We start from the raw sequence: 15,052 nt of genomic DNA, 5'->3' as shown, positions 1-15,052 counted from the left end.
CATAGGAGCCCATCATGAAGCCGGAATCGACCGACCTCGGCACCGAATTCAACCCCGACGACCCGACCCTGCACCTGGAGTACCTGTACGGCCCGCAGTGGCGCGACGTCGCCCAGATCATCGAACGCGCAACACAACTCACCCCGGACGAGCGTGAACAGCTCAACGCCGCGGCAGGCAACGGGCTGCAGGAGGGGTTGTCCGGGGTGCCCGGCAGCGCGGGCCTGGCCGGTCTGTTCGCCGGTCTCGGTGGCGCTTCGGGCGACTCGCAACCGACACAGATCGCGGCCGAGACGGCCAAGGAGTTCGGCCGCGCCCGCCATATCCAGATCGCGGGAACCATTGCCGGACAGGCGGTATCGCCTACGTCCGGGCCCGGCGCCGATGATATGAGCGGGCTGCTGAAGTCGCTCACCTCGATCGGCGCGCTCGTTACGGTCAATCGCGCGGTCACCGCGGCGGCCCTCGGCGACCTGGTCGGTCGCGGCCGGTTCACCAGGGAGGTCTACGACGCGCTGATGCGGCCCTGGACCGACGCCATTCGCTGACCCATCGCCCGCGACCAGCTCGAGGAGGCTCGATCATGTTCGATACCAGGTTCTCCGGTAGTACCGCCGATCCGCTCGGTGGGTTGCTCGACCTCAGCTCCGCACCGGTGTGCTTCGGCTACTACGAACAGAACGCCAGCGACGCCGAAACCATCGCGCGGTGCCACGACCAGACTCGCGTCGGCCCGGTCGGCTGGTGGAACCGGCATCGGCGGCTCGGCATCGGCGTCGGCATGACGCTGGTGACGTCCTTGGGCTTCCTGCCCGCGGTGCAGAACGCCATTCTGATGGGGCTGACGTAGGTCGCACAGCACTACGTGACGCGCACCGTGCCCTGCCGCGGTGCGCGTCACGCAGCTGTAGCAATCTAGTTGCAAACCGAACTGAAGATATCGGCTGATACTCTAGTTTCACTATCTGAACTGGTGTGCTGTCATCGTCACCGTTGTGGAACTGCATGACTATTCGAATTATTGAGCTAGTGAGCAACCATGAAGCATCGTCAGCTCGGCATGGCACTGTCCTGGACACCCGACACCTCGGAGAACATGCGATTGCCCCACTCGCTGGTCTGTGCAGCATCCGCGACAACATCCCCGCGGCGATAGACCGCTGATGGACGACGGTCGTCGCAATTTTGCCGTCCGGTTCGGCGAACTGTTCGCCGCCGCCGGAACGCCACCGGCCAAGTCGGTGGTGCGCGCCGCCAACGCCCGCATCCCCGACGGTGCAGGCAAGGTCACCCCGCAACGGATCAGCGACTGGCGGCGCGGTAATCGCACGCCCGCCACTTTCATCGCGGTGCGTCCGGTGCTGGAAGTTCTGATTGCCGAGGCGCGCCGCCAGGCCGCCGACAACCCGCGGATAGACCCCACTCTGCTCGATCTGGTGCGCTGGCACGAGGATTGGAAGGCTGCCAAGGTCGAACCGCCGAGCATCGACATCGGTCGCGAGCCCTACCGCGGCCTGTGGGAGTACCGAGTCGAGGACCGTGACCTGTTCTTCGGCCGCGATGACGCGAAACAGCAACTGCTCGAACTGATTTCGAATGCCGAAACGAGCGAAGCACCGGCCATGGCGGTGCTGCTCGGCCCGTCGGGTGTCGGCAAATCCTCCTTGCTCGCCGCCGGGCTCCAAGCCGCGCCGGGAGCAAGGACACCGATCGCCATGACCCCCGGCGACGACCCGATGGTCGCGCTGGAAGCCGCCCTGGACGCGCGGCCACCCGGTCACTGCCTGCTGCTGGTGGATCGCGGCGAGGAACTGTTCACACGGTGCGCGAACGAGGCACTGCGGCAACAGTTCCTGACTGTGCTGGCGGCGCTTGCCGCCCAGGACGCCGACCCACCCACCACCGTCGTCATCGCGTTCGATACCGCGCACCTGCCGGAGCTGCTGCGCTACCCGCTACTGACGATGGTGCTGCGCGACCACGCGATGCTGCTCAATCCCATGACGCCGCAGGAACTTCGGGAGGCGATCGTCCGGCCTGCCGCCGCCACCGGTCTGCGGATCGAGGACAACCTGGTCGACACGCTGCTGCAGGATCTGAACGCCATCGACGCGCACAGCTCGGTCCGGCTCCCACTGCTGTCCTTCGCGCTCGCCGCGACATGGGCCAACCGGCACGGCCGGACGCTGAGCCTCGAGGCCTACCGTGCCGCGGGTGGGATGGCCCGGGCCTGCGCGGTCGGTGCCGAATCGTTCTGGTCCCGGCTCACCGACCGGCAACGCGACGCCGCACAGCACGTGCTCGTCGCGTTGACGATCATCGGGCCGACCACGATCGTGCGCAACCGGATGCCGGTCGAGCAGTTGATCGAAGAGTCGACGGATCCGGACGCCACCCGAGCCGTCATCGCACGGCTGACCCGAGCGCGCATAGTCGTGCAGCGCAGTGGCGACGTCGAATTGGTGCATGATCTGCTGTTGACCGGATGGCCGAGGATGGCGAACTGGTTGGCCGAGGAGAAGGAATTCGCGCCGGCCCGCCAGCGTATCGAGGCGGATGCACGGGAATGGGCGCGCCAGGACCGGCCGACGTCGCTGCTCTACTCCCGGACCCGGCTCGAGGACGCGGCGGCGTGGATGCGCCGCACGGACTCGCCGAATCTGCTGACCCGCGAATTCGTCGGGGCCTCGCTGGCTCGGCAGCGCGCCCACACGGTACGCCGCCAGGTGCGCTGGTCGGTTGTCGCGGTGCTGGCTGTGCTGGCGCTGGTGCTGTCGGGAGTGGTTGTCGTGCAACGCGTGTCCGTCTCGCAGGAACACAAGGGGGTGGTGCTCGGTCAACTCGTCGAGCAGTCGCAGCGGGTGCAGAACGTCGACCCGGCGCTGTCCGCGCAACTCGCGCTGGCGGCGTATCGGTTGAGCCCGGACGACCCGATCGCGCGGGCCCGACTGCTGGCGACCCAGGTGTTGCCGCTGGACATCGCCTCGGCGGTAGGGCACCAAGGACTGGTTCGTGATCTTGCGCTGAGCCTGCCCCGGAAGTTGCTGGCGAGCGCGGGCAGCGACGGTTTCATCCGGCTGTGGGATGTCTCGGATCCGCGGGTGATCACCCCGGCCGGTCCGGAACTCAGCGGTCACCACGGCAATGTCGAATCGGTAGCGTTCAGCCCGGATGGCGGTGTGCTCACCAGTGCGGGCGATGACGGCACCGTGCGGCTCTGGGATGTCCGCGATCCGCACCAGGCTCGCGAGGTCGGTGCGTTCGCCACTGGCACGGCCGCCACCGCCATCGCCTACCTGCCCGATGGCCGAACGGTAGTGGCGGGCGGCGCCGACGGAATGCTCAGCTTCCTCGATGTCGAAGTGCCGCAATCTATTCAGCGCCGCGGGACGCCGGTGGCGGCGCAGGCGGGCGCGGTCAAGGCGCTGACGATGGCGCCGGACCGGCCGATGCTCGCCAGCGCGGGCGGCGACCGCAGCGTGCGACTGTGGGCCGTGGACGACGCCGAACACCCGACGCCATTGGGCGCACCGGTCGACGGCGAAAGCGCGGTACAGGCCATAGCGCTCGGTCCGGACGGCAGGCTCGGGGCGGGGACCGCGGATGGCGTGGTGCAGGTCTGGAACATCGATGATCAGGGCCGCGCACAGCTCGTCGGCAGGCAGCAATCGCGCCCGGTGCCGATCACTCAGCTGCAGTTCTGGCTGGACGGAAAGATGCTCTCCGTCGCGGACGCCGGCGGCACCATGCGCGCACTCAACACCACCCGCCGCGACCGAGTTTCGCCGATCGGGCGGGAGATCCACGGCAACAGCGGTTCGGCCCAGTCTTTCGTGATCGCCTCCGATACCCAGGCGGTGACCGCGGGCTCGGACGGACGGATCCGGACCTGGAGCCACGCGGGGGTGAACGTGCCCATCGTGTTCGCCGGCGCACTCAGTTCGGTCGCCTTCGATCAGGCGGGCAAGCTGCTGGCCAGCGGACTTCGCGACGGCCAGGTCGACGTATGGGATGTCAGCAGGCCGTTCTACAGTCGCTCGGTGAGCGCGGTGATGGCCGGCCCGCCCGACCGGCACGGTACCCAGGTCGCGCTGCGGCCGGACGGAACATTGCTGGTGACGGCGGGTGGCGGCGAGGTGCGGTGGTGGAATCTCGCCGATCCCACCCGGCCGGTGCCGATCGGCGCGCTACCCGGTACCGGGCTCGGTGGACCGATCGCCTTCGACCCGAGCGGGCATCGTCTGGTCACCGGCGTCGACCGCCGGTCGCTGCGGCTGTGGGAGGTCTCCGATCCGGCCGCCGTCCGCCTGCTCGGCGAATTGCCGACCGGCCACGACCGGGTGCTCGAACGCGCGGTGTTCGCGCCGGACCGGCCGCTGATCGCGGCCGCCGACGACAATTCACGAATCCACCTGTGGGACATAGCCGATCCCGGCAAGCCGGTCGAGACCTCGCTCGACGCGGGCGGGGCGAACGTGCGCAGCCTCGTCTTCGCCCCCGGCGGCACCCTTTTCGGTGCGGACGACACCGGCATGATTCGAGCCTGGAACGTCACCGATCTTGCTCGGGTCCGTGACCTCGGCTCGGTACGCGCACACACCGCCGCGATCCGGACCCTGGCGATCGATCGATCCGGCCACCGCCTGGCCTCCGGCGGCGACGACCAGACCGCGCGGCTGTGGGACATCGCAGACCCGTCCGATATCCAACCGCTCGGTGACCCGATCGCGGCGGCGGTCGGCTGGACGTGGTTCCTGCATTTCGACCCGAGCGACGAGTCACGTGTGCTCGGCGTCGGCGACGAATTGTCGGCCCTCTGGTACACCGACCCGGACGCGGTCGCGGAAAAGTTGTGCGCCTCCTCGGCTGCGCAGATCGATGAGCGGACGTGGCGCGAGCTCCTCCCGTCCGTGCCCTACCTCGCCACCTGCTGAGTCGGCGGTCGGATCCGCCTGTGGCCGTGGCGAATACGACACTCCACGGGTGGCGGTGGATCGTGTCCCGGGCTGCCCCGATGGGGCGAAGGCGGCGTGGTCGATTTCTGAATCTTCAGTCGCGGCCGGCGGGCTGGGGGAGGATCAGTGTGAGTCCCACTGCGGCAATGGGGACGAAGCACAGCGTAGTCAGAACAGCCTGCGGCCCTTGATGATCGGCGATCATGCCCAGCACCGGCACGAACAGCCCACCCGCACTCACCGCGAGGCCGAGGGTGACGCCCGCTGCGGTACCAGGCCGATTCGGCAGATAGTCCTGACCCAGCTTGACCAGCACCGCGAACGGGATGTTCACGGTCACGCCGGTGAGCGCGGCCAGCGCCAGGCCGAGCTGTGGATTCGGCACGATGCGCAGCGCGGCCAACGCGGGAATCACTGCGACACTGCCGATTTGGACGGTACGGAGCATCCCGATGCGGTCGGCGATGCGGCCACCGAGCAAGGTACCTGCCACACCACCGGCCATGAAGGCGGTCAACGCGGTCCCGCCGAGCGCGCGTGAACCACCGAGTGCGTTGATCCAATACAGCGCGATGAAGGTGCTCAGGCCGAACGAGATGATCGCGCGCACAACGGCGATGGCGGTGAGCACGAGGAATGGAACCCACCTGTCATGGCCGACAGTCGAAGTCGTGACGTGTGCGGCGGCGCTCTGCCGCAACTGGTAGCGCCACAGCACGAAGCCCATCAACACTGCCGGTGGAATGAAGAACGCGGTGGCTCCGACGCCGTAGGAAACCAGTGCCGGAGTCGCGAGTGCGGGGGCGAGGAAGAACCCGACGCTGCCGCCTGCGGCGAACAGGCTCATCGCCGACGCGCTGTTCCCCGCGTCTCGGCGCGCGTCCCGCCCTGCTGACGGGTGGAACGCGGCGACGCCGATCCCGGACAGCAGCAACAAAATCCACACCACGGGATACGTCGGTGCCAGCCCGGCCAGTCCCGCGCCGACTCCGGCCATCGCCACTCCGGCAGGCGCGAGCCACAGCAGCCGCCACCGATCGGCGAGCAGGCCGAGTGCCGGCTGGGGGAGCGAACTCCCCAGCGCCGCCGCGAGGGCGAGACCCGAAGCGGCGGTATAGCTGTAGTGCCGTTCCAGCACGAAGAACGGAATGCTCGCGGGCACCAAGCCCTGATAGAAGTCATCGACCGCATGTGCAATCACCCAGTACCGCATGCGTTTCCACGCTGCACCTGCCACCACCGCGGGTGCGACACCTGTACTCACCGTCACTCCTCCTAAGCTCCTCCAGCAGCCTATGGACGGCAGGCGGTAGCAGACTTCCGATAAACTGCCTGATTATGTCGATATTCAGCCAGGACTCGACAGTGGTGAAGACGCTCGCCGGGGGAGCGCGCATTCACCGGCATCGGCACACCGACCATCAAGTGGTCTATCCGAGTTCCGGGGTGGCCGAGGTCAGGACCGATGCGGGCAGCTGGATCGCCCCGGCGGACCGGGCGATCTGGATCCCCGCCGGCAGCTGGCACGAACATCACTTCTACGGCCCGACCCGGTTCCACACGGTGGGCTTCCCGCTCGAGCTGGCACCCGACTGGACCACGCCGTCGGTGCTCGCCGCGCTGCCGCTGGTCCGCGAGCTCATCATCACCTGCTCGACGGCGCGGGACCTGCCCGACACCGAGCTCGTGCTGCTGCGCCAGGTGCTGCTCGATCAATTGCGCCGCAGCCCCGAACAGCCGCTCCGGCTGCCCGCCGCCCACGACGAGCGACTCCGAAAGGCCTGTGCGCTGGTCGAATTCGACCTCACCGAGGTGTGGACGCTGGCCGGACTCGGCCGCCGAGTCGGTGCCGGCGAACGCACGCTGACTCGGTTGTTCCGCACCGAACTCGGCATGACCTACCCGCAATGGCGCACCCAATTGCGCCTGCACAACGCCATGCACCTGCTCGCCGAACAGGTACCGGTCACCGTCGTCGCGCATCGGTGCGGCTGGTCGTCGGCGAGTGCGTTCATCGAGGTCTACCATCGCGCGCTCGGTCATACCCCCGGCGCGTTCCGCGCGAACCGCGACCTGAAATAGCGGTAGCCGATTGTCGGCTATGACCTATTCATGCGAAATGTAAAGAATGCGGATCGCTTGCCTTTCGTGACGCCCGTCATAGAGATCGGTCGCCTTATCCACGGACAGTTCACCGAGTGTTAAAACCGATCTCAGTAAACTTTTCCACCAAGGGGGTTACGGGGGAATTCATACGTTGGATCGAGCCTCGCTGGAGGGCCGGTGGAGGTTCGTCGTGGATATCGATGTGGGTGACGCGGGCGCCCGCACTCTCGAGCAGAGTGCCGGTAGCGGGATGCGCAGTATTCGGCTGATTGCCGTGCTCGGCGCGCTGTCCGCGTTCGGTCCGGTCACCACGGACCTCTACCTGCCCAGCCTGCCGCAGACCGCTGCGGCACTGCACACGTCCCAGTCGGGGGTGCAGTCGTCGCTCACCGCGTGCCTCATCGGACTTGCGTTCGGTCAGCTGGTCGTCGGTCCGATCAGCGACGCACGGGGGCGGCGTGGGCCGTTGATCGCGGGCATGGTGCTGTTCTGTGCCACCTCACTGCTGTGTGCGGTCGCGCCGAATGTGCTGGTATTCGATCTGTTTCGGCTGCTGCAGGGGCTCGCGGGGGCGGCGGGCATCGTCATCTCGTTCGCCGTTGTCCGGGACGTATATCAGGGTGCCGCGGCCGGAAAGGCCTTCTCGATCCTGCTCGCCGTAAACGGTGTCGCGCCCATCGTCGCGCCTGTCATCGGTGGTCAGTTGTTGCGATTCGTCGACTGGCGCGGGGTATTTCTAGTCCTCGCCGGACTGGGCGTGGTGTTTCTGGCGCTCGCCTATCGCTGGGTGCCCGAGACCTTGCCGGTCGATCACCGCCGCGGTGGCGGCATCGTGATGATGGGCCACGATATGCGACAGGTGGTGCGGGACCGGTCCTTTGTCGGTTATGCCCTCGTTGTCGGTTTGTCGTTCGGGGCGATGGTCGCCTATATCTCCGCGTCGTCGTTCGTATTCCAGGAGGTGTACCGGGCCTCGCCGCAGTTGTTCAGCGTGTTTTTCGCGATCAACGGCGCCGGAATCCTGGTCGCCAATGCGGCCAACGCCCGGCTGTTGAATCGGAGTACGCCCCGCGCGCTACTGGATATCGGTTTGATCGGATTGGCGCTCGGCGGCCTGGCGGTCCTCGTCGTGGTCGCGGTGGGCAGCCTCGGCCTGTGGTTTCTGGTGCCCGCGCTGTTCGTCATGGTGGCCTCGATCGGATTCATCATGCCGAACGCCACCGCACTCGCGCTCGAACCGCACGGCGCGACGGCCGGCAGTGCCTCCGCCGTGCTCGGGTGCACGCAGTTCCTGTTCGGCGCCGTGGTGGCGCCGCTGGTCGGGCTCGGCGGGGTCAGCGCGGTCCCCATGGGCGTTGTCGCCATCACTTTGTGCACGCTCGCCGTCGTCGTCCGAACGGTGCTGTGCCGTCCGGAGATTCGGGTCGACGGTGCTTCGAGAATTCCAGGGAGTCGAAGGCGATGGAACAAGATGTCGTCGTGGTGGGCCTCGCCTGCCGATACGCGAACGCGCGCGATTCCGGAGAGTTCTGGCGAACGTTAGCGACCGGACACTCCGACATCGCGGAAGTCGGCCCCGACCAATGGGATCGGGACCGCTTCTTCGCGCCGGGCGACCGCAATCCCGGGAAGATCAACACGAAGTGGCTGGGCAAGCTGGCGGGGGCACGCTACTTCGACAACGCGTTCTTCAACCTGTCGCCGCGCGAAGCCGTCGCCATCGATCCGCAGCATCGACTACTGCTGGAGGAGACGTGGCACTGCATCGAAGACTCCGGGCTGCCGATCGACCTGCTGCAGTCGGGCCGCACCTCGGTGAACGTCGCGCTGATGGCGCAGGACTACCTGATCAAGGGCATCTCCAACAACAAACAGGTCGACGCCTTCGATCCCACCGGCAACTACGCCTGCATCGCGGCCAACCGAATCTCGTTCCTGCTCAACCTGAACGGGCCGAGTAGGACCGTCGACACCGCCTGCTCCGCCTCGCTGGTCGCGCTGGCGCAGGGCCGCGCCGACCTGCTCACCGAAGACTGCGATTTCGCGCTGGTCGGCGGGGTGAACGTGGTCTGCTCGCCGTGGCGGTATCTGGCGTTCTCCCAGTCGAGGATGCTCAGCCCCGACGGGCGGTGCTTCACCTTCGATCGGCGGGCCAACGGGTACGTCCCCGGCGAGGGCGTCGGTGTCGTGCTGCTGACCACCCGCGCCAAGGCCGAACGCCTCGGCTGTCACATCTACGGTGTGCTGCGCGGCATCGCCACCAATCACAACGGGCACAACCGGAGCCTCACCGCGCCGAGTGTGGCGGCCCAGGCGGACGTCATCAACCGGGCGCTGGCCGCCGCGGGGGTCGAACCGTCGGCGGTGAGCTATGTGGAGGCGCACGGCACCGGTACCAGCCTCGGCGATCCCATCGAGATCGAGGCGCTGAACAGCGTGTACGGCCGGGATCGTGGGACGCCGCTCGCCGTTGGCTCGGTGAAGACGAACATCGGTCATGTCGAGGCGGGCGCGGGGATGGCCGGGCTGATCAAGGTGCTGCTGATGCTGCGGCACGGTCGCATCGCACCGACGTTGAACATGGAGATCCACAACCCGCTGCTGCATGCCGTCGGTGCCACCATTCGCTTCCCGAATGCCCTCGTCGACTGGCCCGCCGAGCACGGTCCGCGGACTGCGGGGATCAGCTCGTTCGGCTTCGGTGGTGTGAATTGTCATGCGGTGGTTCAGGAATACGAGGCGCCGGTCGGTCGTCGCGCTGTCGCATCGCCGCGCACACCGGCGGTCTTCACGCTGGCGGCGAAAACACCTGAGGCACTCCGCAATACGCTCGCCGCGTGGGCGGTCGAACCGCGTTGGGCCGAACCGGAATTCGTCCCGCAGCTGTGCCACGCGGCCAATCAGCGGCTACTGAGCCAGCCGTATCGGCTCGGGGTCCCCGCTGCCGACATCCCGGATCTGCTTGCCGCGGTGCGGCGGGGTGAGCTGAGCTCTGTCCGGCATGTCACTGCGCAGCCCGAGCCGATGGTCTTGCTTGCGCCGCACGATTCATCCAGTGCCACAGTGTGTCTCGCGACCGTGTCCGACTCCGCCGCCGGTCGAGAGCTGCGCGCACTGATCGCCGATCGGGACGGCGAGTTCGCTGCGGACGGGCGCCTCACGCGGTTCGTGGCACACCTCGACGGGCTTGCCGAGCTGACCCGGCGCCGGGTGGCGATCGCCGAGGTGGTCGCCCTCGACGCCGTCGGCGCGGCCGCGGCACTCGTGCACGCGCAGGCGATCCCGATGGAGGAAGCCGTCGGTGCGCTGCTCGTCGACGATCCGCTGGTGTTGCAGGCACCGCCGCGGTACACCGTGCTGGTCGGCGGGGAATGCCTGCTGCCCAACGAGATCGACGCCGACTACCTGCGCGACCTGGTGACCGGTTGTGCCAGCACGCTCACCGAGGTCACGCCGTACATCACGCAGGCAGCGCTGCTGCTGGACCACCAGCACACCTTCGCCAGGGCGCTCGGCCGGTGGGAGCAGTTGCTGGCCGCCCGAAGCTTTTCGGTGGTCGACGCGATCCGCCGATTCGCCGAGGTGGCGCCGGAACTCACACCGGAACAGCTTGCGGTGCTCGCCCTCGCGGTGAATGTGGCAGCGGGCGAGATCGATCGCGCGTGGGGACTGACGCCGCCGGGGTGGTTGCCGCCTGCGACGGCGGAGCTGGCCGTACTGATCTGCGACGGCATTGTGGACCGAAGTGATGCCGTGTCAGCACTTTTCGGTGTGGCCGAGCTGACGGCTCTCGCGGACACTGCGCGCAGCCGGGCGGTGGTGCGATCGGCGCGGCTCACCCGGTTCGGTGCGCTGACGAAGCGGACCGAGAAAACGTATGCCGGACGTCGGCTCGAGCTCCCTGCCCCTGGTGCCGATCTCGCGGCCGCCACTGCCGCGCTCACCGGACGTTGCGCTGCCGTGGTCATGCTCGGTCCGCTGGACGGCGAGTCGGCGCTCGACGTCGTGCAGATCGCGGACGGCGAACCGCGCACCATGACCGCCGCGCTGCTCGAATTGTGGTTGCGCGGTTGCGATGTCGACTGGGCCGGACCGCAGCTCGATGAAACGCCACGGCTGCCGGGATTGCCCGGTTACGTGTTCGATCAGCACTCGTTCTGGCACGAGGACACCGACCTCCGCATCGACGGCCAGGTGCCGTCGGTGCAGCCGTTTATAGACGATATCGAGCGGCAAGTCGAAGCGGTCGGCGCTCCGGCGGTCGACGGCTCGTCGGTGATTGCGGCATCAGCCGGGAAGGTATCCACTTCGCCGATCCGGGACGCAACTCCGTCGGCCCGGCACACACTCGGCCCGTCGGCCGAGCTAGCGACTGCCCCATCGGCGAGACAAGCAACTGACCCGTCGGCCCGGCAAATTGCCGTCCCGTCATACCGGCGAACGCGGGAATCGGATGGTGACATTTCGGCCGAAAGTCTCGACTCGGTCCCGACGCACGCCGGGAAGACCGTGGCGGAGTCGGTTCCAGCGGTTGCCGACGCGACTGCGGTCAAGGCGCAGCTGGAACAGCTCCTGATCACTCTGGTCGCCGAGGCAACCCGTTCACCCCGCGAGAGCCTGCACACAGCAACGGAATTCGCGGACATTGGTATCGATTCGCTGATCATCCACACCCTCAACCTGCAACTCTCCGAACGGTTCGGCGACATCGCCGCGACCCTGTTCTTCGAATGCCGCACCATCGGCGAGGTAGCCGGTCGAATCCAGCGCGACTACGCCGACGGCGTCCACAAACATTTCGTCTCGGCACTCACTCCCGCGCCCATACCGGCACCCGCGCCCACACTGGTGCCCGCGCCAGCAGGGGCACAGTCACTCACTGAAACGCCGCCCGCAGTGGCGGTGTCGTCAGCACCAGCACCCGGAGTGGCACCCTCACTCCCGCCCGCAGCGGCATCTCCATCTTCATCCCCATCTGCAGCGCCGCCTGCGCTCGCCGAGCCGTCGGCACCCGCATCCGGAGTAGCACGCGCATCCGGAGGGGCACTCGCATCCGCGCCCTCACTCCCGCCGACAGCGGAGTCCCTATCTGCGGCGGCGCCCGCGCTCGCCATGCCATCGGCACCGGGGCTCGCAGGGACACAGTCACCCACGGCCGAAGCGGCGCACACACCGTTGCGTGCGCCCGCAGTGACACCGGCCCGTGGATCTACGGCGCCGCCCGCGTTCGCACCGCCGGATGCGCTGGTATCGGCGCCTGCCGCCGGGGTCGCGGATGAAGTGGCAGCCGGGGATGTCGCACCTCCGGCTGAACAGCTCGTTGTACGGCAACGGGTTCGGCGTGCGACCGCCGAGGACGGCATTGCCGTGATCGGGTTCGACGGCAGGTTTCCCGGGGCCGACTCGGTGCCGGAGTTTTGGCGGAACCTTTGTGACGGAGTGGATTCCGTTGCCGAGATTCCGCTCGACCGGTGGGATCATGCCGAGTACTTCGATCCGCAGCGCAATGTGCCGGGCAAGGTCTATTCGAAGTGGGGTGGATTCCTTTCCGACGTCGACCTTTTCGATGCCGCGGCCTTTGGTATCGCGCCGGTCGAGGCGGCGTTCATGGATCCGCAGGAGCGGCTGTTTCTCGAGGCAACGCGCGGCTGCCTGGAGGTCGCGGGTTACTCGCGGGAGCGGATCGCGGCGGAGCACGACAACGAGGTCGGCGTCTATGTCGGCGCGAGTTTCAACAACTACCAGCTCGTGCAACATGAAGCCGCCGGCGCGGATTCCTATGTGCCGATCAACTCGCAGACCTACGCGGTGGCCAACCGGGTCTCGTATCTCAACGACTTCCGCGGTCCCAGCCTGACTTTGGATACCGCGTGCTCGTCGTCGCTCTACGCGCTGCACCTGGCGTGTGAAAGTCTGCGGCGCGGCGAATGCTCCCTCGCGGTCGCCGGTGGGGTGAACCTCACGCTGCATCCATCGAAGTATCAGATGCTGGCGCAGTACCAGTTCCTGTCCTCGGATGGCCGCTGCCGCGCCTTCGGTGCAGGCGGCGACGGCTATGTGCCTGCCGAGGCGGTCGGGGCGTTCCTGCTGAAGCCGTTGGCGGACGCGGTATGTGACGGTGACCGGGTCTACGGGGTGATCCAGGGGAGTGCCCTCACGCACGGCGGCCGGACCAACGGTTTCACCGTGCCGAGCCCGGCAGCGCACGCCACGGCCATCGAACGCGCGCTCCGGCAGGCCCGCTGGACGCCCGACACGATCACCTGTTTCGAGGCACACGGCACCGGCACCCGACTGGGCGATCCAGTCGAAATCGCCGCCATCCGTTCCGCTTTCGAGACGGCGACGCCGCGACGGCGGCAGTGCGCGATCGGTTCGGTCAAATCGAATATCGGTCATGCCGAGGCAGCCGCCGGCGTCGCCCAGTTGGCCAAAGTGCTACTGCAACTGCAGAACCGCACGCTGGTCCCCTCGCTGCTGCACGCCGAGCGCACCAATCCGGCCATCGATTTCACCAACTCACCGGTCTACGTCCAACGCACCCTCGAGGACTGGGACCCCGCCCAGATGGGGGCGGGTGCCACCCCGCGGCGCGCGGGACTGTCATCGATCGGCGCGGGCGGCACCAATGTTCATGTCCTGATCGAGGAGTATCAGCGATGAATGCACCCGTACCCCGATACGTCCTAGTCGTATCCGGCCGCACCGCCGAAACCCTTGTCGTCCAGGCCGACACCCTCGCCACCTACTTGGCTGCGACCGAGCAAGATCCCCGGCGAGCAGCCTTCGGCGGCACCGTGACCCTTGCGACCGTAGCCAAGACCCTGCTTCGGCACCGAGCAGGATTGCCGCATCGCTTCGCCTTCGTAGCGACCAGGCTGTCCGACGCGGTCGAGTCCCTGCGCTTCTTCGTCGAACATCAGGACAGTGCAAACCAGCTGCGGGGCAAGGGAATCTACGCGAACCGAGTCGAGATGGACTCGTTCGGCGACAGATTGGCCGCAGACCAAGAGTACGTGCGCCAACTGGCCGCAAACGGGTCCTACGACCGGCTGGCCGCCCTATGGTCTGTGGGTTTTCCGATCGACTGGGTCATCGTCCACCCAGAATTGGAAGTCGAGCTACCCGCATACCTACCGCCCACCCAGCTGTCGCGCCAACGGTTCTGGCCGAAACCTGCCACGATCGGACGTGCGGCCAGCAAATCGCCACAGGAGCCCGGACGGCAGACTCCGCCAACCTCGCCCACCGACGGGGCAGCCGCGACCGGCGCGACCGGCGGGTCTGTGGCGTCTGCGACGAATGCTGCATCGGGCGCGCCCGAGACCAGCGCCACTGGCACGCCTGCCGTGATGGGTGCGACTGGAGCGTCCACTGCCAGCGCCGTGCCCGGTGCACCCGACACATATGTCGCTGAGCCTGCCGTCGCCATGTCGGCAGTAACCGGTGAGCCCGCCCTGTTTGCGACTGTGCCGACAACTCCGACGGCCGTGGCCGACGCGTCTGTTGCGTTCGCCGCGTTGGCCGTGTCAGCGACCAGCGACGGGGACCTGCGTGCTGAGCTGGCCGAGCTGCCGTCGACGTTGCGGCGTCAACTCCTGCGTGGGCGCCTGCAGGGATGGATCGGCGATGCTCTCGCCTATCCGGATGGCGAGTTGCCCGCTGTTGACATGGGGTTCTTCGACATCGGTATGACCTCGATTCATCTGGAGGAGGTTCGTACTCGGATCTCTGCCGTACTGGGGTTTCAGCCCGACGAGACGACGGCGTTCGACTATCCGACGATCGCCGAGTTCGCCGAGTATCTCGAGCGGTCGCTCGATAGTGCGGTGGCTCAACCGGTTTCGGTTCCCGAGGTGCCGCCGGCGCGTGTCGTGGATCGATCCGAGGGCGAGAACATCCTGACCGCATTGGATTCCGCTGCGATCGATGAGTTGTCGCCGGTGGAGCTCGAGCGCGTGTTGACGGCGATCCTCTGATGCCCGGCTATT

The 15,052-nt window shown here is 67.4% G+C and carries 8 protein-coding genes; 7 read left to right on the top strand and 1 reads right to left on the bottom strand.

Annotation, left to right across the window (positions count from 1 at the left end; genetic code table 11):
- Positions 1-14 precede the first annotated feature (14 nt).
- From ABZ942_RS16630 to ABZ942_RS16620, 3 genes are all read left to right on the top strand, one after another.
- On the top strand, positions 15-548 hold the full coding sequence (locus ABZ942_RS16630; protein ID WP_357382716.1) for a hypothetical protein: 534 nt from the start codon (positions 15-17) through the stop codon (positions 546-548).
- 35 nt (positions 549-583) lie between these two features.
- Positions 584-850 (top strand): hypothetical protein, encoded by a 267-nt coding sequence (locus ABZ942_RS16625; protein WP_357382714.1) that lies wholly within the window; start codon positions 584-586, stop codon positions 848-850.
- Between the two features lie 313 nt (positions 851-1,163).
- The gene (locus ABZ942_RS16620) at positions 1,164-4,934 is read left to right on the top strand and encodes an AAA family ATPase (protein WP_357382713.1); all 3,771 of its coding nucleotides are present in this window, start codon (positions 1,164-1,166) and stop codon (positions 4,932-4,934) included.
- 115 nt (positions 4,935-5,049) lie between these two features.
- On the opposite strand, the gene ABZ942_RS16615 is transcribed toward ABZ942_RS16620, so the two are convergent.
- Positions 5,050-6,168 carry an MFS transporter gene (locus ABZ942_RS16615; RefSeq protein WP_357383193.1) on the bottom strand — a complete coding sequence of 373 codons (1,119 nt, stop codon included), beginning with the start codon at positions 6,166-6,168 and terminating at the stop codon, positions 5,050-5,052.
- A 125-nt stretch (positions 6,169-6,293) separates the two neighbouring features.
- Between ABZ942_RS16615 and ABZ942_RS16610 the strand changes: the two genes are divergently transcribed.
- The 4 genes from ABZ942_RS16610 to ABZ942_RS16595 all read left to right on the top strand — a co-directional run bounded on the left by ABZ942_RS16610 (position 6,294) and on the right by ABZ942_RS16595 (position 15,040).
- The gene (locus tag ABZ942_RS16610; protein WP_357382711.1) at positions 6,294-7,037 is read left to right on the top strand and encodes a helix-turn-helix transcriptional regulator; all 744 of its coding nucleotides are present in this window, start codon (positions 6,294-6,296) and stop codon (positions 7,035-7,037) included.
- A 214-nt stretch (positions 7,038-7,251) separates the two neighbouring features.
- Positions 7,252-8,604 (top strand): multidrug effflux MFS transporter, encoded by a 1,353-nt coding sequence (locus ABZ942_RS16605; RefSeq protein WP_357382709.1) that lies wholly within the window; start codon positions 7,252-7,254, stop codon positions 8,602-8,604.
- Positions 8,523-13,724, top strand: a complete 5,202-nt coding sequence (locus tag ABZ942_RS16600) for a beta-ketoacyl synthase N-terminal-like domain-containing protein (RefSeq protein WP_357382707.1) — start codon at positions 8,523-8,525, stop codon at positions 13,722-13,724. The genes ABZ942_RS16605 and ABZ942_RS16600 overlap by 82 nt, the downstream gene beginning before the upstream one ends.
- On the top strand, positions 13,721-15,040 hold the full coding sequence (locus ABZ942_RS16595; RefSeq protein WP_357382705.1) for a phosphopantetheine-binding protein: 1,320 nt from the start codon (positions 13,721-13,723) through the stop codon (positions 15,038-15,040). The genes ABZ942_RS16600 and ABZ942_RS16595 overlap by 4 nt, the downstream gene beginning before the upstream one ends.
- Positions 15,041-15,052 lie beyond the last annotated feature (12 nt).

Origin of the sequence: Nocardia sp. NPDC046473 (genome assembly GCF_040645995.1) — a bacterium.
GTDB lineage: Bacteria > Actinomycetota > Actinomycetes > Mycobacteriales > Mycobacteriaceae > Nocardia.
Note: the sequence above shows the minus strand (reverse complement) of the source record. Positions and strands in the feature narration are given on the sequence as shown.

Coding starts and splice junctions, on each gene's coding strand:
- ABZ942_RS16625 (WP_357382714.1), top strand. CDS start 584: ATGTTCGATACCAGGTTCTCCGGTAGTACCGCCGATCCGCTCGGTGGG.
- ABZ942_RS16610 (WP_357382711.1), top strand. CDS start 6,294: ATGTCGATATTCAGCCAGGACTCGACAGTGGTGAAGACGCTCGCCGGG.
- ABZ942_RS16600 (WP_357382707.1), top strand. CDS start 8,523: ATGGAACAAGATGTCGTCGTGGTGGGCCTCGCCTGCCGATACGCGAAC.
- ABZ942_RS16615 (WP_357383193.1), bottom strand. CDS start 6,168: ATGCGGTACTGGGTGATTGCACATGCGGTCGATGACTTCTATCAGGGC.
- ABZ942_RS16620 (WP_357382713.1), top strand. CDS start 1,164: ATGGACGACGGTCGTCGCAATTTTGCCGTCCGGTTCGGCGAACTGTTC.
- ABZ942_RS16595 (WP_357382705.1), top strand. CDS start 13,721: ATGAATGCACCCGTACCCCGATACGTCCTAGTCGTATCCGGCCGCACC.
- ABZ942_RS16630 (WP_357382716.1), top strand. CDS start 15: ATGAAGCCGGAATCGACCGACCTCGGCACCGAATTCAACCCCGACGAC.